This is a genomic window from Acinetobacter sp. YH16032 (genome assembly GCF_013417345.1).
Taxonomy (GTDB): domain Bacteria; phylum Pseudomonadota; class Gammaproteobacteria; order Pseudomonadales; family Moraxellaceae; genus Acinetobacter.
Window position 1 is genome coordinate 21773 of the sequence record NZ_VPEE01000014.1, and the last position, 24781, is coordinate 46553.

Genomic DNA, 24781 nt, shown 5'->3' on the forward strand with positions numbered 1-24781 from the left:
CGCATAATGCGTCCTTTTTTTATCAGTCACTAGTTACTCAGGGCTACGAATTACACTTAAGAAATGTAAATGTCTTTCATATTGATCAATGACATCTTGAATTAAGTCTTCTTGTGTCCAGTCCATCACATCATAGGCCTGTCCACCCTCTCTTAAAAAGACTTCTGCTTGATAATAGTCCTGCTCAGTCACCATTGTGTCTGGCATAAAGCTTGGTGGCGTTGTTCTTTGTGACATCACTTGATATACAAAATTCAACTCGTCATGATGATCTACCCTCAACTCTACCCCTTCACCCAATCGATTTACACTAACCTTAAACTGTCTTCTCTTGAACTCTTTCTGCACTTGCTCTAATGCTTGATATACTTGGGATTCAATAAATACATCAACCTCTTCCTTAGAATGAGGATAGTGCATAATCAATCCTAAGCGTTTTTGCCAACTCCGTGGTTGATGAATTGCTCGAGGTGTAATTCTCGCCTCCTGCAGAGCATTCATTTTAATTAAATCTACTTTTAAGGCTTTGAGTAATCCCCAACAAATAAAAAGCATAATGACGGAGAATGGCAACGCACTCATGATGGTCGCAGATTGTAAAGCACCAAGCCCACCGACCAATAATAATACAATTGCCATTACCGCCATAAGCACAGTCCAAAAGAGTCGTTGCCATGTCGGTGAACCTTCACCTTTAGCCGTCAAATAGTCTGTAACTAATGCACCTGAATCCGCTGAAGTGACAAAGAATAAAATAACCAGCGATGTTGCTACTACACTCATGATTGAAGCGAGTGGTAAGCTATTTAAAAATTCGAATAATGCAACAGAAGAATCCTTCTGTACTGCTAGCATCAGTGCTTCATTGCCTTCTTGCATAATACTGGAGAGCGCAGCATTCCCCATAAAGCCCATCCAAATGAGTGTGAATCCAGTAGGAATCAACATAACCCCAACAATAAACTCTCGAATGGTTCTTCCATGTGACACACGTGCGATAAACATCCCGACAAATGGTGACCATGAGATCCACCATGCCCAATACATAATCGTCCAACCACCAATCCAACCATTGGGTTGATAAGCATATAAATTAAATGTCATGGTAAAGAGATTAGAAACATACTGACCCATGTTCTGAATTGTGGTTTGCAAAAGATAAATGGTAGAACTCGCGAAGAATACAAAGAGCAATAAACTTATTGCCAATACCAAATTCAACTCAGACAACCGTTTAATTCCTTTTTCTAAACCTAGAAAAACGGACAGTGATGCCAATGTACTGACGATAATAATCAGTATCACTTGTGTACTTGCTGATTGAGGAACATCAAATAAATAATTCAAGCCTGAGTTAATTTGCGTTACACCAAAACCCAATGTTGTCGCCACACCAAATACTGTTCCAATCGTGGCAAATGTGTCTACGGCATCCCCCATGGGACCATGAATTTTTTTTCCAATGATCGGATAAAGCGCGGAACGTACTTTTAAAGGCAATTGATGTCGATAAGCAAAATACGCCAAAGACAATCCAATCAATGCATAGATTCCCCATGCATGAAGTCCCCAGTGGAAGAAAGTCACTCGCATCGCTTGCTGCGCTGCCAAAACCGTTTCTCCATCACCGACTGGCGGAGAGACATAATGCATTACAGGTTCTGCTACCCCAAAAAACATCAAGCCGATACCCATACCTGCGGTAAAGAGCATTGCAAACCAAGAGCCATTACTGTAACTCGGTTGGCTATGATCTGGGCCGAGCCTGATTTTGCCGTATTCAGAAATTGCGATATAAGCCAGCACGATCAGAAATATGGCAACTGCTAAAACATAGAACCAACTAAAAGAATCCGTAATCCATTGGTTCAGTTGCTGAGTAATTAATTCAAAACCATGAGGAGATAACACCACAGTGGCTAAAAATACAAAAATGATGAGTACCGTGCTGATAAAAACACGTGGATTCACATTTGAATACCATGAAGGATGCTGAGAAGACATAATTCCCCTATATATTTATTTTTCGGTGAAACGCTTCAAACTGGATAAAACGCTATATGAAATGAGATCATTTATCCTCAACCTCATACAAAGCCGAGTTAGTTTCATCAAAGACGGAATAGAAAAATCGACTCAATATAGAGCATCGGAGACTGTTTTTTGATCTAATTACTTATTATTCATGATTTTGCAGATGAATGCCGTTAGCAAGATGTAACGTTCTGTTTTAATCATCCTGATGCTTTGGCAAATGAGCAATGTATTGCAGTGCAATTAAGAGCGAAACAATCAAAGCCAGATACATGACTCCACTAAACATTTGAATCATGGCAATCAGTCTCGCCAGCGGACTCAAGGGCATAATATCTGAAAGACCTGTTGCCGACTGAATACTAAAACGGAGAAACAACAAATCTAACCAACTATGTTGAACAGATTGTTCAGGCGTTATGCTAAAACTCAGTGGGTCATGTAGCTGGCAGATGCTATACAAAAATGCGAAGCTCCATGCAATTAAAGTAAAAACAGCCGCTGCCGCAAATAATTCATCTTTGGTCAAATAGCGGTCTTCGAACATATATCGAACCAAACCATAAGCCGCTGTCGTATACGCGATAACTTCAAATACATGCGCTGTAATTTGAATATAGGCTTGATGATATCCAATCAGAATCAAGAAAGAAAAAATGAGAGCTCCTAATACCCCAAATAAACCTACAGCACTAAAAATTGGGGTCATTTTGATGACTTTAGCAATAATAAGAAGGACTAAAGCGCCGAGAATCCAAGTCATGGAGCGATAAGCCAAATCATGACTTGATATCACTGCGAGGAATAAAATCAGCAGCTGTAAAATCAGTAGACACGTGGATGGTAAACGTACGAGATCACGTATCGCGCGGCATATTAAACTCATCTCAACTCCAACTATTTTTATTGTTTTGTTTGAATGAAAGCATAGCGGACAGTTGATGACTTGTATGTCATTTAAAATAGAAATTTGGTAAAGAAAAAAAGCCCCTTAAAGGGGCTTTTTATCATGATCAGTATGGTTTAGTGGTCTGACGCACCAGAAATACCAATACCTGTTTGTGAACGTACAAACTGTGCATCAAATGCTTTACGTTCTGCTTGCGCTTGTGCAGAATTGTCTGTCACAGAGAACAACCAGCAGAAGAAGAATGCTAAAGGCATCGCAAATAATGCAGGACCGTTATATGGATTAATTGGTGTATCAGAAATACCAAGCGTATCTACCCAAACTGCTTTAGAAAGTACGATGAGTACAACCGCTAAAACTAATCCAACAACACCACCGGCAACTGCACCACGCGTTGTTAAACCTTTCCAGAACATTGAAAGTACAAGCACTGGGAAGTTTGCACATGCAGCAACAGAGAATGCTAAACCTACCATGAAGGCAACGTTTTGTTTCTCGAACAAGATACCCAAGATCATCGCAAAGATCGCAAGACCTAAAGTCGCGATTTTAGACATACGAAGTTCAGATTCAGGTGTAGTTTGTCCTTTTTTCAATACGTTCGCATATAAGTCATGTGAAATTGCTGAAGCACCTGACAACGTTAAACCTGCAACAACTGCGAGAATCGTGGCAAATGCAACCGCTGAAATGAAGCCCATGAACAAGTCACCGCCTAAAGCATCAGACAAGTGAACCGCAGCCATGTTATTACCACCAACAAGCTCTAGCTTGCCAGTTACTGCCATTTTCGCAATATCAAGGAATTGTGGGTTGTTCGATACATAGAGAATCGCACCGAAACCAATGATGAAAGTTAAAAGATAGAAGTAACCGATAAAGCCTGTTGCAACAACAACTGATTTACGTGCTTCTTTCGCATCTTTTACTGTGAAGAAACGCATGAGGATATGTGGTAAACCAGCTGTACCAAACATCAATGCTAAACCAAGAGAAATCGCATCAATTGGGTTTGATGCCAGACTACCTGGTCCCATGATTTTGGTTGCATCATCTAAGGTTAAATCATGTACTTTAGAGAAGACTTGAATCGATTGCTCGAACATATTGGTGAAGCTAAAGCCAACGCCTTTCATCACCATAAATGCCATGAAGGTAGCACCTGACAACAACATCACTGCCTTAATGATTTGCACCCATGTTGTCGCTAACATACCGCCAAACATAACGTATGCCATCATAAGCAGACCGACGATGACGACAGCAATGTTATAGTTCAAGCCAAACAGAAGCTTGATCAACTGACCAGCGCCGACCATTTGGGCAATCAAGTAGAATGCAACAACAACAAGAGAGCTTAACGCTGCCAGTGTGCGTACAGGTTTTTCTTGTAAACGGAATGATACAACGTCAGATAAATTGTATTTACCCAAGTTACGCAAACGCTCTGCTATCAAGAAAAGTACGATAGGCCAACCTACCATGAAACCAAGTGAATAGAGTAAGCCATCGAAACCTGACAGGAAAACCATCGCAGAAATACCAAGGAACGATGCTGCGGACATATAGTCACCAGCAATGGCTAAACCATTTTGGAAACCAGAAATTCCACCGCCTGCGGTATAGAAATCTTTGGTGTTTGTGGTTTGTTTAGCTGCCCATTTGGTAATCCCCAGCGTTGCACCGACGAAAATCAAGAACATGATAATCGCAGGCCAATTTGTTGCTTGTTGTTCTGCTGCACCTAAATCAGGACCTGCGAATGCCAATCCAGATAACATTGCAGTCCCTGCAAATGTGAGTAAAGAATTCCATTTCATCTTAGTGTAGTCCCTTCTCGTGAGTGATGGCTTCAACTTCGCGCATAGCTTCTTCGTTTAATTGATCGAGCTTATTGTTGGCAATGTACGAATACACACCACATAACAAGAAAGACAGCACGATGATGCCTAATCCTAGAGGGATACCCCAAGTGGTTACACCACCTGAAAGCGATGACAATAAAAATTCTTTGTTATAGCCAACTAAAAGCATAAAACCAACGTAGACAAACAGCATAATGCCTGTCAATGTCCAGCTCAGTGTGCTTTTCTTTTTGACCATTTCTTTGAATTTGGGATTCTGTAGAATTTGCTCTACTTGTCTCTCATCCATAAACAAGACTCCATATGAGACCCAACCGTAGGTCATTTTTTTTATTTAAATTATTCCGATTTTTAAATTAGCAAGATTTTGCATTGGTTGTAATTTAGACTTTGGTCGCTAAATTTTGATCAATTTGAACGTGACAGTTCATGGATGCGTTATCATTACACGAGATTCTCAAGTGTAAGTCCTATGAACAGTTGGTTGATTATTGGGGTACTCGCCCTCTACATCCTCATCCTTTTTATTTGCGCCTTTTTTGGTGAAAAACATGCCAGTCGGCTCAGCCCACGTGGACGCATGTTATTGTTTAGTTTGACCTTAGGCGTGTACTGTTCGTCTTGGACATTCTACGGCGCAACGGGTGCTGCTGTTCGTGAAGGGATCATTTTCCTTCCAATCTACTTAGGCCCACTTCTGTTTGTCTGGTTTGGTTATGATATTTGGCGTCGCTTAGGTCGAGTACGTCAGCACCATGCTATTTCCTCAATTGCTGACTTTGTGGCAGCACGTTATGGCAAAAGCGGACCTCTCGCCTCACTCGTCACCATTTTAGCCGTGATCGCCATCATTCCTTATCTTGCCTTACAACTGAGAGCCATTGCACTCAGTGCATCCGTGATGTTGCAACAAGATTCAGAAGTGATGAATCTGACCACCAATGGTGTTCTTGCACTTACAGGGGTTCTCGCAATTTTGGCTATGATGTTTGGTACACGTCAGATTGCCAACACCGAACAGCATGGCGGTTTAATGCTGGCAGTCGCTTTTGAATCCTTTGTTAAATTATTTGCACTCCTCTGTGTCGCTTTTTTCTTTTTATTTGAACGCCCCGAAAACCTCATTCAAGTTTCCGCAGACGTATCCAGAACCTTCCATGAAATTCAACTGATGGGCGTGCCAGATACCTTTTGGATTCAAACACTTTTAGCAGCATTAGCGATTATATGTTTGCCACGCCAGTTTCATGTTGCTGTAGTTGAATTACGTGATGAAAAACATATTCGTGGTGCGCGCAGATGGTTTGCCGCTTACATCATTTTAACCGTTGTCGCGATTATTCCGATTGCAAGTTGGGCACTTCATGCTGCACCAGAATACATGGCAGTCCCTGATGTTGCCGTGCTGTCACTGCCTTTGAGCTATAACCAAGAATGGCTGACGCTCTTAGCATTCCTTGGAGGATTTTCGGCTTCAACTGGTATGCTTTTAGTCTCTTCAGTCGCACTCTCAATCATGCTCAGTAACGACTTGATTATGCCTGCGCTATGGCGCTTGGGTTGGATTTCTCGTCATGACAAGCGTTTACCTCGAATGCTGAAATTCACACGTCGCGTATGTATTTTGGCGGTCATGCTACTTGGATTCTTGTTCTTCCATTTCTTTAATGACATTGATCAGCTGTCAGTATTTGGTCTTTTGGCATTTAGTGCTGTTGCACAGTTTGCACCTGCACTTATTGGGGGGTTGTACTGGCGTGGTGGAAGTAAGCAAGGGGTCTATGCAGGTCTCATCGTTGGTTTTGTGATGTGGAGTTACACACTGCTCTTACCAACAATTTTAAGAAGTTTACCAGATGAATATTATCAATTTACTTATTCGTTTCTGATGTTTGGCCCTCTGGGATTTGACTTATTAAAGCCTGAAGCATTACTTGGTTTTGAATCATTTGCGCCATTAACACATGGTGTAATTTGGTCACTTGGCTTAAATATCGTGCTCTACATCTGGATCTCACGAATTTATCGTCCAAGTATTGCTGAGCAAATACAGGCAGAAAGTTTCTTCTATTACGAAACAAAACCCCTACAAACGCAACAAACCTCAAATGAAGTTAATTATTTACATCATGATGTCGCACGATTAAAAGTGGGTGACCTGATCACGCTTGCCAAACGGATTACGGGTGAAGGTCCGACCATGCATGCGTTTAATCAATTCTGCTTATCCAATAATGTGATATTAAACGAAAACAGCAGTGCCAATGGGATGTGGTGGCGTTTCACTGAACAATATCTTGCTGGCACAATTGGAGCTGCATCGGCACGTACCCTACTCACTACAGCCATGGTTAACAATGGATTAGCACTTGGACAGGTCGCTAATATTCTAGACCAAGCATCACAATGGCAACGCTTTAACCAAAATCTAATTATGACCATGATCGACCACATGACCCAAGGGGTAAGTGTTGTCGATGAAAACATGTGTTTAGTCGCATGGAATAATCAATATCTCGTTTTATTCGATTATCCAAAAGATTTGGTATATGTGGGCTGCCCGATTGCAGACTTGATCCGATACAACGCAGAGCGCGGTGAATGTGGACCTGGTTCCGTTGAAGAGCACGTACGTAAACGTATTCATTGGATGAAAGTAGGTAGCGCTCATGAGTTTGAACGTATTCGTAAAGATGGTCGTGTTATCCAAATGCGAGGAAATCCAATCGAAGGCGGTGGCTTCGTGACGACATTTGCTGATATTACGGCATTCCGAGAAACTGAAGCATTACTTGAAGGACGCGTTCAAGATCGTACTCAACAACTTGCCAATGCCTTGGCAGAACAACAATTGGCACGTGAACAAGCTGACAAAGCCAATATGTCAAAAAGTCGATTCATTGCTGCAGCAAGTCATGATTTACTTCAACCTATGCACGCTGCACGGTTATTCAGTACGGCATTAGAACAAAGCATTCAAAATGAAGAAGATGCTAAAACGCTACAGCAACTCGATCGTGCCTTACATGGTGCAGAGAGTATGCTTTCTGCATTATTAGACATTGCACGTTTAGAAGGTGGAACAATACAACCTAAACGACAAGCCTATCCATTACATGACCTATTGAGTGACTTAGAACTACAATTTAAATCAATTGCAGCACAACGAGCGATCTCCTTCCGAGTGCATGACGTGAAGTTCTGGATTGATACAGATCCTCAATGGATTCGCCGTATTATTCAAAACTTTGTCAGTAATGCCCTAAGATACACAGCAAAAGGTCGTGTAATTGTTGGGGTGTTACGTTCAGCAGAAAGAGCAAACCATATTCGTATTGGTGTTTGGGATACTGGTCCAGGGATTGCTGAACAACAACGTATTAAACTCTTCCAAGAGTTTGAACGTTGTGGACATACCTCGCCATGGGGTGAACAAGGTTTAGGTCTTGGACTCGCCATCGTTCAGAGAATGACCAGCATGTTGGGTTATCCTGTGCATGTGTATTCCGAGTTGGGTAAGGGTTCATGTTTTATGATTGAAGTCCCACTCATCGATGCACCAAAGGTTGTGACCGCACCAGTTCAAGCCACACCATTAAAATCTGCAGCGTATAAAATTTTATGTTTAGACAATGATGAAACTATTTTAGAAGGCATGGCAACTTTGCTTACTAAATGGGGTTATCAAGTGTTTAAAGCCACAGAACCTGAACAAGCGCTTGAGATTATTCAACAAGAGAACATTCAAGTTTGGTTGGTCGATCAACACCTGAATTCAAATAAAATAGGATTAGATTTTATTGTAGACCATCGTCAAGAAAATGTACCTGTGGCATTGATTACAGCTGATTCAGATCCTGAGCTTCCTCAACGACTCAAAGAGCTGAATATTGTCCTACTGAAAAAACCTCTCAAACCTGCCTCACTACGTTCATGGTTATCAGGTTTAAAAATTTCAAAATAAGATTTGAATAGTTATATTTTGATACATTCATCACCCAGTTTTTCCAAGAAGAGCTGGGTGATTTTTATACATATTCACACCATACTTTACAATGATTGGCAGACCTTAGCTTTAGAGGTGGCAAAAGAGAACAAAATAAAGCTAAAGAGAGCGTTGGCAATTGACCAAAAAAATCAAAGTCCGATTTTCTATGGCAAAACACATCAAAAGTTGAAAGATCATTTAAAACAAATAGTTACAAGTTTACTAACATCATGTTTTTAGATGACAAATTTACTCATCAATTAAAAATTAATACTTTAGTCTTATTCTTATTGCAATCAACATAATTCTAAATCTAGCCATCAGCACATCTTCTTTCGATTAAAGAAATCAAAGTGCCTCAAATTTTCTCGAGAATAAAAGTATCAAATGGAGTCTTGCAATGAACATTTCAGAAGCTATGCCACATGGTTTAGATCGTAATCACGAATTTCATCGCCAATATGGTGCCAATGCAATTTTGCCTGAAATCAAGTGGCAAGAAATTTTTCCATCTACATCCTTAAAAAATGTACATGTACGTGCCTTGGAACAGATTTACCAAACTGCAGTACCTTTGGCTTTACAGGTTTTTGAACAATTAAAATTTGATGTATTTACACCAGCAGCTTATCACCCTCAAGGCTTAGGTTTATTTGATAAATTGGCACAACAAGAAAATCAACTTATTCAACGTTTAGCATCAGAATGCCGAGATTTAGATGAACATACGCGTCATCAAGTGTGGAGTATGTTGTTGCGTGGTGGTGCCGTTTTGGTCTTTAAAGCTTGGCTTGGTAAAGTGAAAACTGGTGAAAATACGCTTGATACCACGCAGTTTGATGAAATTTCAGATTTACTCTTTATCAAAACACCGCCGCTTGCACTCGCAGAACAATTAGGCATCGATGCATATGCAGATTTCGATCATATTTTTCTCATGTATGGCAATGAGGTGTTTTTAGATCGTTTTAATGGACTTGAAACGGCTGCACTCTTTGTTGATCTGAAAGTTTATGATGCCGCTTTTTTAAGTCTTAGAGATGATCGCGTTGCAGAATATTTAAAACGCAAGGGCTATGTAACACAAGATCAAATTGATGAACTTCAATGTGCACTCAATCCTCTATATTGTAATGAGTTGACACCTAAACAGGACTGTTTAGCCTAAAGTAGATACACATCGAAAAAAAGACCTTTGATTAGGTCTTTTTTTCAAATCTAAGAATCAATTAAACACGTTTTTCTTCGATGTTTAATGCATTAATCGCTAATACAGCCTGAGTACGATTTTGAACGCCTAATTTACGGAAAATCGCGGTCACATGCGCTTTAATCGTTGCTTCAGAAACATCAAGTTCGTATGCGATCTGTTTATTCAACAAACCTTCCGCAACCATCATTAACACTCGGAATTGTTGTGGTGTTAGAGATTGAATACGTTCTGCTAAAGCTGTTTCATCTGCAGCACGTGGATCAAAGTTTAAATTCGCAGGCAGATTTGGCGGTAACCACATATCCCCTTCTAATACCTGACGAATCGCTTCACCAATGTGACTTGGATGCGCTGATTTTGGAATATAGCCCATTGCACCATGTGCAATCGAGCGTTGAATAATTGAAACTTCTTCATGCGCCGATACGACAATAATTGGTAACGATGGATACTGTGCACGCACATGCACCAACGCTGAGAAGCCTGATGCACCTGGAAGATTCAAATCTAAAAGTACTAAATCTGGTTCAGGACCTTTTTCTAAACGTTCATAAAATTCATTAACAGCAGCTGTTTCATGGATTTGGGCTTGCGGTAAGCTGTAACGAACTGCTTGAATTAAAGCATGACGAAACAGTGGATGATCATCAACGATTAAAATATTCATAAGCGAGGCGAGAGATCTCAAACACAATCAATATACTAACTGTGCTATAGCTGTTAAGGATATATAAATATTAACGAATTTTTGCAGAAAATGTCGGGCTAAATCTTACAAACGCGATTTTTTTATGTAATTTTGAAAATTCGATAAGCACATCACTTTTAAATATAAAATTTATTCAAATACTGAAATAGCTTATTCATAATCATAAATATAAGTTTATTCAGTTATTTATCACTTATTTGTATCTCAAAAAGATTAAATTATCGCCATATACGCAAAAATGATATTTATTCTTATTTTGCTTATTTTACAGAATAAGCATAAATCCACATAAATAGTGCATCCGAGATTAATTTTAAATTTTTAGGTTTGTACTATGTCTACTGCTCAACAAAAACCATTAAATATCGTTGCTGTCTCTGGCGGTCTAAATAATCCTTCAAAAACTGAAGCGCTTGTTCAAGCGATTTTGGATGAGTTAGGTGAAGCAACACCTATTAATGTGCATTTTATTAAATTTAGCGAAATCGGTCATTTATTAGGTGGTGCCATTTATCGCAATCAGCTGCCGCAACGTGTTCAAGATGATCTTGCTGCTGTTGAAGCCGCGGATGCGTTGATTGTGGGAACGCCCGTATATCGCGCATCTTTCACAGGTTTATTTAAACATTTCTTTGACTTTGTAGAACAAACTGCGCTGGTTGATGTGCCTGTATTACTAGCTGCATCAGGGGGCAGTGATCGCCATGCCTTAGTACTTGAGCATCAATTGCGTCCTTTATTTAGCTTCTTCCAAGCACAGACTTTGCCAATTGGCGTTTATGCAACTGATCGTGATTTTACGCCTGAATACACCATTCACAGTGAACTATTACGTGCGCGCATTACCTTAGCCATTGCTCGTGCTTTACCAATTTTAGAGTGGGCACCAGCCAAAGGTAAACGTGCTGAGGTTGTGAAAGATAAAACCCAACAAGCCAATCAAAACTTGGGCATTAACAAACAAATCGAACAAGAAGAAGTATTGCCTTCAGCAGCAGTACCAAGTTTAGATGCAGCAGAGTCACGCTTGCATCACAAGAATAATGCTGCCCCAAAAATTGAAGTGGCATAAATATAATTGAATCAATGAGGGTATAAGCCATGTCTAATGCAGAAAAACAAGCGATTAAATTTGCCTATTGGGTTCCAAATGTCAGTGGTGGTCTTGTCGTCAGTAATGTTGAACAACGAACAGACTGGAGCTACGACTACAATGTTCGACTCGCGCAAGCTGCTGAAAAAAGTGGATTTGAATATGCTTTGACACAGATTCGATTCACGGCAGGATACGGTGCTGAGAATCAGCATGAATCTGTAAGCTTTAGTCATGGCTTATTGGCAAAAACTGAAAAGTTACGTGTAATCGCAGCAATTTTACCAGGCCCTTGGAAACCCGCGCTGGCGGCTAAACAGCTCGCGACAATTGATCATTTAACCAATGGTCGTATCGCTATTAATGTTGTGAGCGGATGGTTCCGTGGTGAATTTGATGCCATCGGTGAAGAATGGCCTGAACACGATCAACGATATGCACGTTCAGAGGAGTTTATTCGTAGCTTAAAAGGCATTTGGACGCAGGATAACTTTAGTTTTGATGGAAAATATTATCAATTTAAAGACTACACCTTGAAGCCAAAACCTGTTCAAAGCCCACATATTGAAATTTTCCAAGGGGGTAGCTCGCGTGCCGCACGTGATATGGCATCTCGTGTTTCTGATTGGTATTTCACCAATGGAAACACGCCTGCTGAAATTAAAAAGCAGATTGATGACATCCGTGAAAAAGCCAAGCTGAATCAACATCAAGTCAAAATTGGGGTGAATGCCTTTATCATTGCTCGTGATACTGAAGAGGAAGCAAAAGCTGTACTTCAAGAAATCATTGAAAATGCAAATGTAGAAGCAGTCAATGCCTTTGGTGATGCAACTCGTGAAGCTGGTGCCGCAACTCAAGAAGGTGAAGGTAACTGGGCAAAATCAACATTTGAAGATCTTGTCCAATACAACGACGGGTTCAGAACAAATCTCATCGGTACACCGCAACAAATTGCTGAACGTATCGTTGAATTAAAATCAGTTGGTGTGGATCTGATCTTATCTGGCTTCTTACATTTTATAGAGGAAGTTGAATATTTTGGTGAAAAAGTACTGCCTTTAGTTCGAAAACTCGAAGCTGAACAGCAACAACACATCACCGCTAAATCAGCTTAATTGGTCTTCGATTAATTAACAACGATCTGAATGAAATCAGCGCTTTGTTCAGTCTTGTTTTGACCCTGATAACTATAATAATAGCGTCATGCAGTAGCAACTTAACCCCCAAGGCTCGGCTTGGGGGCTTTTTATTGGATAGTTCATATAATCTGATCAGCAACAGTACATCGAAAATTGAATAAATCGTACATTGTTCCGCTGTTGCACGGTTATAATCACCTCAAAAATGAAGACAGCACAGCCTTATGGGTTCAATTCAATCAATAGAACATTCAAACAATTCCTCTGGTGCTTCAGCGAATAAAATGGCGGTTCATATTATTTTCGCTATTGCATTAGCGCATGGATTACATGATCTGATCCAGTCTTGCTTACCTGCCATTTATCCCATGCTGAAACTCAATTTTGACTTGAGCTTTACCCAAATCGGGATTATTTCTTTGGTCTATCAAATGACTGCATCTATTCTGCAACCTTGGGTTGGACTCTACACTGATAAGCATCCTAAGCCCTACCTCCTCCCTTTGGGTATGTGCGTTACACTGCTAGGTATCGTTCTGCTGGCATTTGCATGGACTTTTCCAATCTTACTGATTTCAGCAGCACTCATCGGTGTGGGCTCATCTGCCTTTCACCCAGAAGCCTCACGAGTAGCGAGAACAGCATCAGGTGGTCGCTTCGGAACTGCTCAATCCGCTTTTCAAGTGGGTGGTAATAGCGGCTCTGCCGTTGGGCCACTGTTGGCCGCAGCAATCATTGTACCGAACGGCCAAGCCTCAGTTGCTTGGCTCATGATATTTGCCATTTTCGCTATTTATCTGCTTTACAGAATCAGTCGATGGACCATTCAATATGGTGTTCAAGCTGCTTCAGCAGTAAAAGCCAAGCAATCAACACCGTTGAAAGGTTCTAAACTTGTACAGGGAATTGTGATTATCTGTGCGTTAATGTTTGCAAAATTCACGTACATTGCAAGTATTGGAAATTACTATACCTTCTATTTGATCGAAAAGTTTCAGGTCAGTATTCAACAAGCTCAGCTTTATTTATTTGCTTTTTTAGCCGCAGTAGCAATCGGTACTTTTGCTGGCGGCCCTATCGGTGACAAAATAGGTCGTAAAGCTGTCATTTGGATTTCCTTTATTGGCATGGCACCCTTTGCATTACTCATGCCACATGTGAATTTGATGTGGACGTGTATCTTTGCGATTCTTGCTGGATTGATTATGTCTTCCGCATTTTCAGCAATGGTTGTATATGCACAAGAAGCGATGCCAGGTCGTGTCGGCATGGTCTCTGGTTTGATGTTTGGTTTGATGTTTGGGATCAGCGGTATCGCGGCAGCAGCTTTGGGCTATGTAGCAGATCATCAAGGTATTCGTTGGGTATTTCACTTTAGCTCATACTTACCACTACTGGGTGTATTGACCTTCTTTTTACCTAGAACCAATTGATCTGCGTAAGATGATCATCTCTACGATCTCAGTTAGGATTAAAAGCAATTAAGATTTATTTTTAGGCAAAGGTTTATTATGTATACAGGTATCGTGCAAGGGTTAGAAAAAGTATTAGATATACAGCATAAAGAGGGATATCGGACTTTTGTTATTTCTAATGCGCTCAATCTTTTTCATGATGTATTTATCGGCGCCAGTGTTGCGATTAATGGTGTTTGCTTAACCGCTACACAAATTGATCTGATCGCTGGTCAAGTGCATTTTGATGTTTCAAATCTGACACTTGAATTAACCACTTTAGGTCAACTCAACGTCGGTGATGAGGTCAACATTGAACGTTCCGCTAAAGTAGGTGCTGAGAATGGTGGGCATAATTTATATGGTCATATTGAAGGCACTGCAACCGTAAAGCATTTAAGCAAAAATGGTGAAACGTTTCATATCGACCTTGAAATTCCAAATGGCAATATCAAATATTTCTTCTTAAAGGGCTTTATCGGTTTAAATGGCTGCAGTTTGACAATCAATCGGGTTGATCGTGCAAACAATCAAATCTCAATCGATCTTATTCCAGAAACTTTACGCTTAACCACATGGAAATATGTTCAAGTCGGCGATCAAGTCAATTACGAAATTGATCAGATGACACGTACGCTTGTCGATACTTTAGAAAATATTCATCAAAAATAAATAAAAGCCTCTACGACAGAGGCTCTTTTCATAATCAATTCCATCTAAGAGTAGAAACTCGGATCTGGAACTTTTCCAGTTAATGCCCACTCTCCGACTTCCTGATATTTATAATCAATTGGATCATGCAGGGTTTGGGTTCGTACATTACGCCAGAATCGATCTAAATTCAGTTTTGCAGTAGTCGAGCGTGCACCCATCACTTGAAAAATATTTTGTGTCACATAAAGTGAAGTATGAGTCGCTGCGATTTTGGCGGTGGCGATTGCAATTGAGGCTTCACCACGTTGCTCCGCAGTTAATGTTTCCCCTTCATCCCACGCCTTTTGTAATGTATTGATCGCTTTTTCCGCGAGCAAGCGCACACCTTCAAGTTGCACATAAAATTCGGCGAAATGCTTTTGGGTAAATGGATCATTCACCGCTTGTTCAACCAGTGATTTCGACCAAGCTTTTTGTGTTTGAACTGTCTCTTTCGCAACATTGAACGCTCCCTCAGCAACACCTAAAAATAAATGCACGAAAATCAGTTGAGCAATTAGCGGTCTCAAACTTGAATAAGGTGTACTTAAAGGACCGGGATTGAGGAGTAATTCATCCTTGCGAATTTTGACCTGTTCAAAATGACTGGTACCACTATCCGTTTGACGTTGCCCCATATTATTCCAATCTCCAAGAAAGCTCACGCCCTCTCGTGCTGTTGGAATCACGCCAATCAGTAACTTTCCATCTTCATTAAATCCCGAACAGAGCAAGATATCTGAATCAATTGATCCAGAACAAAAACTTTTATCACCATGGAAGATAAATTCTTCATCAGAAACTTGTTTCGCGGTTGTTCTACGATCTAATGGATTTAACGTATTACCCCAAAATAAGCTATGTTTGGCTGTTTGTATAAACCAATCTCCATATTGAGCTGGCTGTGCAAAAAGTTGTACCGTCGCTATAAGCAAATGATGAAAGCCATATACATGCGCAAGCGAACTATCGACTTGAGCAATGGTTTGAATGGTTTTAAAAATCGTGCTCCAAGTTGCACCTTGCCCACCAAATTCTTTTGGAATAGATAAAGACAACAAACCACTTTGTCGAATTAGATCTCGCTGAGCCTTTGGATTTCCACCCTGTTTGTCACGTTCTGCTGCGGTCTTCGCAAACTCAGATGCAAGTATTTGCGCAGTCTCAAGTGGCGTTTCAGGGTTAAAATTTAGGGGAGAATTCATTGTTATATTCCGTATCGCATCTGCTGATAAGCTTAGCAGATCAACATGATTTGACTTATCACAATGCCTGCTTTTCTTATCACTGAACTAAAAATACCGCTAGTTGAACTAACGGTATTTAAAACATGACTTCGTCTGTTTAATCGGGATTACTGCTGTGATTTCACTTCAGCAATTAATTGATCCACGACCTGTGGATCTGCCAAAGTTGAGGTATCGCCCAAACTATCTAGCTCATTAGCGGCAATTTTTCTCAAAATTCGGCGCATAATCTTGCCTGAACGTGTTTTGGGTAATGCTGGCGCCCAATAAATTGCATCTGGTGTAGCCACAGGTCCTAAAACTTTTCTTACCCAACCTACTAGCTCTTTCCTGAGCTCTTCTGACTCTGGCGTATCTGCCTGTAAAGTTACATAGGCTGCAATCCCTTGACCTTTGACGTCATGTGGCATACCCACAACGGCTGCTTCTGCAACATGTTCATGTGCAACCAATGCACTTTCAATTTCTGCAGTCCCCAAGCGGTGTCCCGAAACGTTCAGAACATCATCCACTCGCCCCGTAATCCAGTAATAACCATCTTTATCACGGCGTGCACCATCTCCCGTGAAATAATTCCCTGGATAAGTTGAGAAATATGCCTCGATAAAACGATCTGGATCACCCCAAATGGTACGCATTTGTCCTGGCCAAGAATCTTTGATCACCAAATTACCTTCAGCCTCTCCTTCTAGCTCTTTACCATCAGCATCAACCAAAGCAGGTTGTACACCAAAGAATGGACGTGTTGCAGAACCAGGTTTAAGTGCAGTTGCGCCCGGTAAAGGCGAAATCATAAAGCCACCTGTTTCAGTTTGCCACCATGTATCTACAATTGGACAACGACTTTCACCAACTACGGTGTAGTACCAGTTCCAAGCTTCAGGATTAATTGGCTCACCGACGGAGCCCAACAAGCGTAAACTACTACGGTCACTTTCACGGATAAATGCATCACCTTCACGCATCATCGCTCGGATCGCCGTTGGTGCCGTATATAAAATTGTGACGTTGTGCTTATCTACAATATGTCCAGTGCGTGCCCAAGTTGGGTATTGTGGAACACCCTCAAACATCAATGTTGTCGTCCCATTTGAAAGTGGACCATACAACACATAAGAGTGACCAGTAATCCAACCGACGTCAGCGGTACACCAGAAAATATCGTCTTGCTTTAAATCAAATACTTCCCTAAAGGTAAAGTTCGCGTAAGTCAGATAACCGCCTGTAGTATGTAGCACACCTTTAGGTTTACCCGTTGAGCCTGAAGTATATAAAATAAACAGCGGATCTTCTGAATTCATCGGTTCAGGTGGACAGATATCTGTGACTGTCATGATTTCCATGTGATACCACAGGTCACGACCTTCATGCATCGTGATTGGGTTACCAGTACGATGTACCACAATGACATTTTGTACAGAGCTCGTCCCTTCAAGCTCCATCGCTGCATCAACGTTTTCTTTCAGTGGAATTGGCTTACCACCCCGCATGCCCGAGTCTGCTGTAATGATGACTTTTGCTTGGCTATCATCAATACGACTTGCTAAAGAATCTGGTGAAAAACCTCCAAACACCACGCAATGTACCGCACCAATACGCGTACATGCCAACATCGCAATGGCTGCTTCAGGGACCATTGGCATATACAGAACAACACGGTCGCCTTTGGTCACGCCATGCTTCTTGAGAACATTGGCAAAACGACAAACTTCATCGTGTAATTCTTCAAATGAAATAATTTTATGGCGTGATGGATGATCACCTTCCCAAATAATCGCAGGTTTATGTGGGTGTTCTTTTAAATGTCGATCGAGACAGTTTTCACTGACATTTAATTGGCCATCTGCAAACCATTCAACTTTGTAATTCTCTTTATCAAAGTTGGTATTTTTGACTTGTGTAAAAGGCTTAATCCAGTCTAGTTTCTTGGCTGCTTCGGTCCAAAATGCTTCGGGGTTTTCAATAGATGCTTTATACCGCTCGAAATATTGCTCTTCATTGGTTCGTGCAGTTTTTTTAAAAACTTCGGGTACTGGATATATTTCATTCATAATTCGCATCCTTGATTTATGTTTCTCATCTCGAGAGTTGTCTTGATCATACTGATCATTTTTTGTCTTATATCTTGAGTATGACTATACTTTAAAATTTCAAACAATCATGCTTTGGTCGTAGACTGAGCATTCATTTATTTCAAAAGTTATCCGTATCTTCTTGCCAATTGAACAACCTAAAATATCTAACAATCAATGATCCGAATCATTGCTGATCATCATTCCTAAGCAAGTAAAATCTGTCGTTTTCAAAAAACTCCATTTTTTTATCAATAAATACCATTTCGATTTTTTTGTTGGACAAGGTGCTGAATGTTTATAAAAACATGCAATTTTTTTGTTATTTTCAGTTTATTCAATGAATAAAAATGACGATAAAACCTGCGAACGTGATTTTTATTCACTGTATTTTCAGGCAAAATGTAAACATTCAATACATTTGGAACACTCGTGGCTGAACAACAAAATTCTTTGAGTCAGGTGGCTCAAGGTACGACTCAACTTCTACAAGATGCAAGTGAGAAAACGGCTCAAACCGTCATTGCACATACTGCGAAATACAATGATGCATATACCACCATTGATAAAATCATGGATGGCTTTTGGGAACGAATCCCTTATATCTGTATTGCTTTGATTGTATTTACCTTATTTTGGTTGTTGTCTAAGCTGTTCAAATTATTTGTCAGAAAAGCACTTTCAGAGCGTTCATATACCAAACAAAATTTAGTGCTCGTCCTCAACCGCGTCGGTAGCTCTTTTATTATTTTCTTTGGCTTCTTAATTGCGATGGTTATTGCAATTCCAGGGTTTACACCTGGACAGCTGATGAGTGCACTGGGGATCGGCTCTGTCGCAATTGGTTTTGCATTTAAAGATATTTTTCAAAACCTGCTCTCTGGTATTTTAATTCTACTCGGTGAACCCTTCAAAATTGGCGACGATATCATTGTGAATGGTTTAGAAGGGACCGTTGAAGATATTCAAATTCGTGCAACCTACTTACGTTCACCTGATGGTCGCCGTATCGTCATTCCAAACGCAACGGTCTATACCAATGCAGTGACCGTCAATACGGCATATCCACGTCGTCGTTGTGAATTCGTGGTTGGTATTGGTTATGAAGATAATGTTCAAAAAGCGAAAGATATTATTTTAAGTATTTTAGACCGCGATCAACAGATTCTCAGTCAACCCGGATTTAGCGTGAATGTCTCTGCCTTAGCTGATTTCTCAATCAACCTCACTGTACGTTGGTGGGTGAATACGGGTGAAACTGCGACATCTACATCTATCAGTTTAGTGCAAGAAAAAGTAATTCAAGCTTTTGCTGAACATGAAATTTCGATTCCATATCCAGTTCAAGAAGTTAAAGTCTATCGCGGAGATTCTTCACAAGAAGATGAATCACCACGTGCTAAACAGACGACCTAACACATAAGGAATCACCGTCTCAGTACGGATAATTCGGTTGCCTAAGCTGACAGCTTGGCAGCCGTTTTTTTTGAGTAAATCAATCTCATAAGGAATATAACCACCTTCAGGCCCAATCAATATCGTGCACGGGTGCTCAATCGCATGAGGCATACTGTGGGTTGCATAAGGATGTGCTACATAAGCTGGTCGTTCAACGGAAATCATTTGAGGAAGAACATCTTCCACAAAAGGTTTAAAGCGTTTATATATTCCGATTTCAGGTGGAAATGTATCACCCGCTTGTTCTAAGCCCAGTTGAACATAGTGATCAATTTGCTGTAAAAATGGTGTTTGCCAATAGCTTTTATCGACCCGATAGCTGTGCAGCAAAATGATTTTTTCTACGCCTAAAGTTACAGCATCTTGAATCAATCGTCTCAATACTTTCGGTCTAGGCATAGCAACGATTAACGTTACAGGTAATTTCTTCGGTACAGGCTCTTCATAAAGTGGCTGAATTAAGATTTTCCTTTCAGAAATTTCTATGACCTCAGCTGTATATCGACCAGCACCTCTAATACCAACCTTTAAAGTATCTCCAATTTTAATATCAAGTTGATGCTTCAGATGCTCAATTTGGCGTGCAGATTGAATCGTCCAGAGGTCATCCTGTGCTGATGCAGGATCAAGCAATACAATATTCATATACTTAAAAACTAAAGGTATTGATTCAGGACATGAATATGTTTTTGCAATGACCCTGTATTCCGTTGCATGATCTTTTGAGCCTGATTTTGTACTGCTAAAATCGTTTCATCCTGAGATAAGCACTGAATAAGATGATTCACCACCTCTTCCGTAGTTTGACCGATTAGAATCCCTTTTTCTTCCACAAATTCATCGACAATGGTTTGAAAGTTAAAGTAGTTCGGTCCAATCACAGTCGGGACATTGAGTGATATTGGCTCTAAGATATTATGCCCACCGCCAGGTTCATTTAATGATCCACCCACAAAACTTGCTTGGCTCAATGCATACCAAATCCACATTTCACCCATACTATCAGCAAGATAAACTTGTGTATCAGCCTCAATGATTTCACCTAAACTACGTCGATGCATTTTTAACTCATGACTTTGAATGGCTTGTGCAACTTCATAAAAACGTTCTGGATGACGCGGTACAATAATCAGCAAGACGGCAGGATGATCATTTAAATAATCTTTAAACTTAGATAACAGATTTTTCTCTTCAGGATGATGTGTGCTTGCAATCGTAATAATTTGGCGTGCTTGCAAATCCCAATCTTGATGAATTTGTTGCGCTTTCAATAGCATTTCTTCGGGCGCATGAATATCAAACTTAATACTACCCACTGTTTGACTATGCGCTGTAGCAGCACCTAAAGCCCTAAATCGATTCAGTGAAGCTTCATCTTGAGCCAAAAGTTGAGTCAGACCGCTGAGCATAGGCTGAGTAATACTTGGTACTTTGGCGTATCCTTTTGCTGACTTTTTAGATAAACGTGCGTTCACCAAAAAAGTGGGTATTTTACTAATTTTCGCCTGATCAATTAAATTGGGCCATAGTTCCGTTTCAACCAAAACCAACATTTTAGGTTGATATTTTTTTAAAAAAGCACTGACTAATTTTTTTTGATCTGCAGGTAAATATACTGCTTGAAAAAGATCTACATATGGTACTTTTGCAAATAAGGATTTAGCTCGTGCCTGACCTGTTTTGGTGGTATTCGTAACCAACACAGCATACCCAAGCTTTAAATAATGTTCTATCAGAGGTTGTGCAGCATTGGTTTCTCCAACTGAAACCACATGAAACCATATCGCATTAAGATTTTTTGGAGATTGAAACGGACCGAAGCGCTCTAAGCACTCTTGATGAAATTGCTCAATATTGTCTGCTCGCTTTTTTATACGCCATTTATAAATTGGCTTTAATAAAGCCAATGCTGCGTTATACCAAAATGGAGTTGTCAAAACGTAAGACCTCGAGCTTTCTTAAAAAATAGGGCATGACCACGAAGTTGAGATCATACCCTGCGAATTTTTTCGGTTCAAATACTTATCTTAAATTTCAATTTCCTTGTAAAAAAGGATAATCGATATAGCCTTCAGCCACATTCGTCCCGATCATATTTTCTAACTTTAATTCATTCAAAGGAGCATTCTGTACCAAACGCTCATATAAATCAGGATTGGCGATATAATCTTTACCAAAAGACACTGCATCAGCTTGACCTGAAGTGAGAAGTTGTAAAGCATCCTCTCGACTTAAACGCATATTGGCAATAAAAGGAATACCTTGTCCACGCGCTTTTAATTCTTGACTAATACTGTCTTCTGCCAAATATTCACGTGTAAAGAAAAATGCAATGTGTCTTTGACCGAGTTGTTCTAACACATAACCAAAAGTTTCACGTGGATCATCATCACCCATATCGTGTTCATCACCACGAGGAGCTAAATGTACACCTACTCGACCAGCACCCCAAACTTCAATTAGCTCATCCACGACTTCTAACAAGAAACGCGCACGATTTTCCACCGAGCCGCCATATTCATCTTCACGCTGATTGGTTTTCGATTGCAAGAATTGATCAATTAAATAACCATTCGCCGCATGCAATTCCACACCATCAAATCCTGCCTCTTTAGCACGAATTGCTGCTTGTTTATATTGCGCTGTAATCGCGTGAATTTCAGAAATTTCTAATGGACGTGGCAAGACATAAGGACGTTTCGGACGCAACAAACTGACATGTCCGGCTTGTTGAACAGCACTCGCCGAAACGGGTATATCACCCTTCAGTAAATCTGGATGTGACACACGTCCAACATGCCAAAGCTGAGCGACAATTAAGCCATCTTTGTCATGAACAGCTTGGGTTACTTTCTTCCACCCTTCCACTTGAGCATCAGTGAATAATCCTGGCGTATTTAAATAGCCATTCGCCTCCTCAGAAATTACGGTCGCTTCTGAGATAATTAATCCACTACTTGCACGTTGCGCATAATACTCAGCCATCATTTCTGTTGGTACACGATCATCTGTCGCACGACTACGCGTTAAAGGTGCCATAACCACGCGATTTTTGAGCTTTAATTCACCAAAGACTACTGGGCTACTAAAATCAGTCATTCATCTATCCTCTTCACTCATTATCGTTAGAGTGATTGTTGAAGGTGTTCTGCAAAACTTTTTATCAGTGCTTCATTACGAGAAAAATAAGACCATTGACCATGCTTAGTAACATGAACCAAACCTGCTTGTTGTAAAACAGATAAATGATTAGACATGGTTGACTGAGATACATCTGCAATTTTTTCAATCTGTCCTGCACATACGCCACGACTAAAATCTTGCACGCACTCATCTTGTGGAATAAAGCGCTCTGGATCTTTTAAACATTGTAAAATTTGGCGGCGTATCGGGTTCGATAAGGCTTTGAAAATTGCTTCAGTATCCATCTCATTTCACTCAAGTTAATGATCTGCACTGTGCTGAACTCATTATATCGATTTATATAGATATTAATATCGAATTATTACGATATTTAACAAATCGAGTTTATGAATGACTGTGCCGAATAATTCTGATTCTAACATTGAACTGATTTAATCTAGCAAGCTTCGTGCTAGAACGAAAAAGGCAGGGCTTTTGCCCTGCCTTTTTTTAAAAAAATATTAAAGCCCTTGTTTCAAACTAGCTTCAATAAATTTATCAAGATCACCATCTAACACGGCACCCGTATTTGAATTTTCAACGCCAGTACGTAAGTCCTTAATACGTGAATCATCCAACACATAAGATCGAATTTGGCTCCCCCACCCAATATCCGATTTAGAATCTTCTAGTGCTTGAGCTGCTTCATTACGCTTATTCATTTCCAATTCGTACAATTTAGCACGAAGCTGTTTCCAAGCATGATCACGGTTAGCGTGTTGTGAACGCTGGTTCTGACAAGCCACCACAATTCCAGTTGGTGCATGGGTTAAACGCACGGCAGAATCTGTTTTGTTAATGTGCTGACCACCTGCACCTGAAGCGCGGTATGTATCCGTACGGACATCTGCTGGATTGATCTCAATTTCAATGTTGTCATCAATTTCTGGAGACACAAAAACCGCTGAGAATGAAGTGTGACGACGGTTGCCTGAGTCAAAAGGTGATTTACGAACTAAGCGATGTACACCTGATTCAGTACGTAACCAACCATAAGCATATTCGCCTTCTACACGAATTGTTGCCGATTTAATCCCAGCCACATCACCGTCAGATTCTTCCATTAACTCAGCTTTAAAGCCATGACGCTCAATCCAACGTAAGTACATACGTAATAGCATAGATGCCCAATCTTGAGCTTCAGTACCACCTGACCCCGCTTGAATTTCGACATAGCAAGGATTTGGATCCATTGGATTACTAAACATACGTCTGAATTCAAGTTTAGCCAGTTCAGCCTCAGCTGAATCAAGTTCTGCTTGAACATCTGCAAGCATTTCTTCTTCATCCGCTTCTACAGCAAGATCAAGCATCGCTTGTGCATCATCAAGTTGTGTTGCTAAACCATCTAAAACATTTAAAACGTTTTCGAGCTCACCTTTTTCTTTCGCCATCGCTTGGGCACGATTTTGATCATTCCAAATTGCTGGATCTTCAAGTTCGCGGAGAACCTCCTCTAAACGCTCTTTCTTTAGATCGTAGTCAAAGATACCCCCGTAGTGTTTGACCACGTTCGCTCAAGTCTTTTAGCTGGAGAAGATAAGGATTAATTTCCACGGTGTAGATCCTAAATATGTCTATATCAAAATTGCCAATATTTTAACACAGCCAAGTAAAACTTGAGAGTTTGCTTTTTTATTCAATATTCTCTTGACCATTGTTTAGTTATTATTAACAATACATTTAATTATTAAAAAATACTTACTTTATTTTTACAACA

General features: G+C 40.3%; 19 protein-coding genes. 7 read left to right on the top strand and 12 right to left on the bottom strand.

Annotated elements, in window-relative coordinates:
- Nucleotides 1–33 precede the first annotated feature (33 nt).
- The 4 genes from betT to FTV32_RS09040 all read right to left on the bottom strand — a co-directional run bounded on the left by betT (nt 34) and on the right by FTV32_RS09040 (nt 5098).
- On the bottom strand, nt 34–2004 hold the full coding sequence (gene betT / locus FTV32_RS09025) for a choline BCCT transporter BetT (RefSeq protein ID WP_180028476.1): 1971 nt from the start codon (nt 2002–2004) through the stop codon (nt 34–36).
- 226 nt (nt 2005–2230) lie between these two features.
- Nucleotides 2231–2920 (bottom strand): ion channel, encoded by a 690-nt coding sequence (locus FTV32_RS09030; RefSeq protein WP_180028477.1) that lies wholly within the window; start codon nt 2918–2920, stop codon nt 2231–2233.
- Between the two features lie 137 nt (nt 2921–3057).
- A complete protein-coding gene (locus tag FTV32_RS09035) occupies nt 3058–4764 on the bottom strand; it encodes a cation acetate symporter (RefSeq protein WP_180028478.1) in 1707 nt (568 codons plus the stop codon).
- Between the two features lies 1 nt (nt 4765).
- Nucleotides 4766–5098, bottom strand: a complete 333-nt coding sequence (locus FTV32_RS09040) for a DUF485 domain-containing protein (protein ID WP_035265779.1) — start codon at nt 5096–5098, stop codon at nt 4766–4768.
- 183 nt (nt 5099–5281) lie between these two features.
- Here FTV32_RS09040 and FTV32_RS09045 point away from each other — a divergent pair, with 183 nt between their 5' ends.
- Together FTV32_RS09045 and FTV32_RS09050 are read left to right on the top strand one after the other, a co-directional pair.
- Nucleotides 5282–8773 carry a PAS domain-containing hybrid sensor histidine kinase/response regulator gene (locus tag FTV32_RS09045; RefSeq protein WP_180028479.1) on the top strand — a complete coding sequence of 1164 codons (3492 nt, stop codon included), beginning with the start codon at nt 5282–5284 and terminating at the stop codon, nt 8771–8773.
- 424 nt (nt 8774–9197) lie between these two features.
- The gene (locus FTV32_RS09050) at nt 9198–9965 is read left to right on the top strand and encodes a hypothetical protein (protein ID WP_035265786.1); all 768 of its coding nucleotides are present in this window, start codon (nt 9198–9200) and stop codon (nt 9963–9965) included.
- Nucleotides 9966–10026: 61 nt separating this feature from the next.
- On the opposite strand, the gene FTV32_RS09055 is transcribed toward FTV32_RS09050, so the two are convergent.
- Entirely contained in the window at nt 10027–10677 is a 651-nt protein-coding gene (locus tag FTV32_RS09055; RefSeq protein WP_035265788.1) for a response regulator transcription factor, read from the bottom strand.
- A gap of 376 nt (nt 10678–11053) precedes the next feature.
- On the opposite strand from FTV32_RS09055, the gene msuE reads away from it, so the two are divergent.
- From msuE to FTV32_RS09075, 4 genes are all read left to right on the top strand, one after another.
- Complete coding sequence (msuE, locus tag FTV32_RS09060; protein WP_035265789.1) at nt 11054–11791, top strand: FMN reductase; 738 nt, start codon at nt 11054–11056, stop codon at nt 11789–11791.
- A gap of 29 nt (nt 11792–11820) precedes the next feature.
- Nucleotides 11821–12930 carry a dimethylsulfone monooxygenase SfnG gene (gene sfnG / locus FTV32_RS09065; protein WP_180028480.1) on the top strand — a complete coding sequence of 370 codons (1110 nt, stop codon included), beginning with the start codon at nt 11821–11823 and terminating at the stop codon, nt 12928–12930.
- Between the two features lie 308 nt (nt 12931–13238).
- Nucleotides 13239–14387 carry an MFS transporter gene (locus FTV32_RS09070; protein WP_306669939.1) on the top strand — a complete coding sequence of 383 codons (1149 nt, stop codon included), beginning with the start codon at nt 13239–13241 and terminating at the stop codon, nt 14385–14387.
- Between the two features lie 78 nt (nt 14388–14465).
- Nucleotides 14466–15080 (top strand): riboflavin synthase subunit alpha, encoded by a 615-nt coding sequence (locus tag FTV32_RS09075; RefSeq protein ID WP_180028482.1) that lies wholly within the window; start codon nt 14466–14468, stop codon nt 15078–15080.
- 44 nt (nt 15081–15124) lie between these two features.
- Here the strand turns inward: FTV32_RS09075 and FTV32_RS09080 are convergent, their stop codons facing one another.
- The gene (locus FTV32_RS09080) at nt 15125–16306 is read right to left on the bottom strand and encodes an acyl-CoA dehydrogenase family protein (RefSeq protein WP_180028483.1); all 1182 of its coding nucleotides are present in this window, start codon (nt 16304–16306) and stop codon (nt 15125–15127) included.
- Between the two features lie 149 nt (nt 16307–16455).
- Nucleotides 16456–18399, bottom strand: coding sequence for an acetate--CoA ligase (gene acs, locus FTV32_RS09085; RefSeq protein WP_092766504.1), 1944 nt, complete (start codon nt 18397–18399; stop codon nt 16456–16458).
- Nucleotides 18400–18852: 453 nt separating this feature from the next.
- Here acs and FTV32_RS09090 point away from each other — a divergent pair, with 453 nt between their 5' ends.
- Nucleotides 18853–19836, top strand: coding sequence for a mechanosensitive ion channel family protein (locus FTV32_RS09090; protein WP_180028484.1), 984 nt, complete (start codon nt 18853–18855; stop codon nt 19834–19836).
- Here FTV32_RS09090 and FTV32_RS09095 read toward each other — a convergent pair.
- The 5 genes from FTV32_RS09095 to prfB all read right to left on the bottom strand — a co-directional run bounded on the left by FTV32_RS09095 (nt 19810) and on the right by prfB (nt 24618).
- Nucleotides 19810–20523, bottom strand: a complete 714-nt coding sequence (locus FTV32_RS09095; protein WP_180028485.1) for a 16S rRNA (uracil(1498)-N(3))-methyltransferase — start codon at nt 20521–20523, stop codon at nt 19810–19812. The two genes, FTV32_RS09090 and FTV32_RS09095, sit on opposite strands and share 27 nt — an antisense overlap.
- Nucleotides 20524–20534: 11 nt before the next feature.
- A complete protein-coding gene (locus tag FTV32_RS09100; protein ID WP_180028486.1) occupies nt 20535–21815 on the bottom strand; it encodes a 3-deoxy-D-manno-octulosonic acid transferase in 1281 nt (426 codons plus the stop codon).
- A gap of 97 nt (nt 21816–21912) precedes the next feature.
- A complete protein-coding gene (locus FTV32_RS09105) occupies nt 21913–22977 on the bottom strand; it encodes an alkene reductase (RefSeq protein ID WP_035265802.1) in 1065 nt (354 codons plus the stop codon).
- 26 nt (nt 22978–23003) lie between these two features.
- Nucleotides 23004–23306 (bottom strand): helix-turn-helix transcriptional regulator, encoded by a 303-nt coding sequence (locus FTV32_RS09110; protein WP_035265803.1) that lies wholly within the window; start codon nt 23304–23306, stop codon nt 23004–23006.
- 216 nt (nt 23307–23522) lie between these two features.
- Nucleotides 23523–24618 (bottom strand): peptide chain release factor 2 gene (prfB, locus tag FTV32_RS09115; RefSeq protein ID WP_143047395.1). Its coding sequence is split into 2 segments (ribosomal slippage): nt 23523–24545 and nt 24547–24618, totalling 1095 coding nucleotides; the frame shifts between segments, so codons are not numbered across the junction.
- Nucleotides 24619–24781 lie beyond the last annotated feature (163 nt).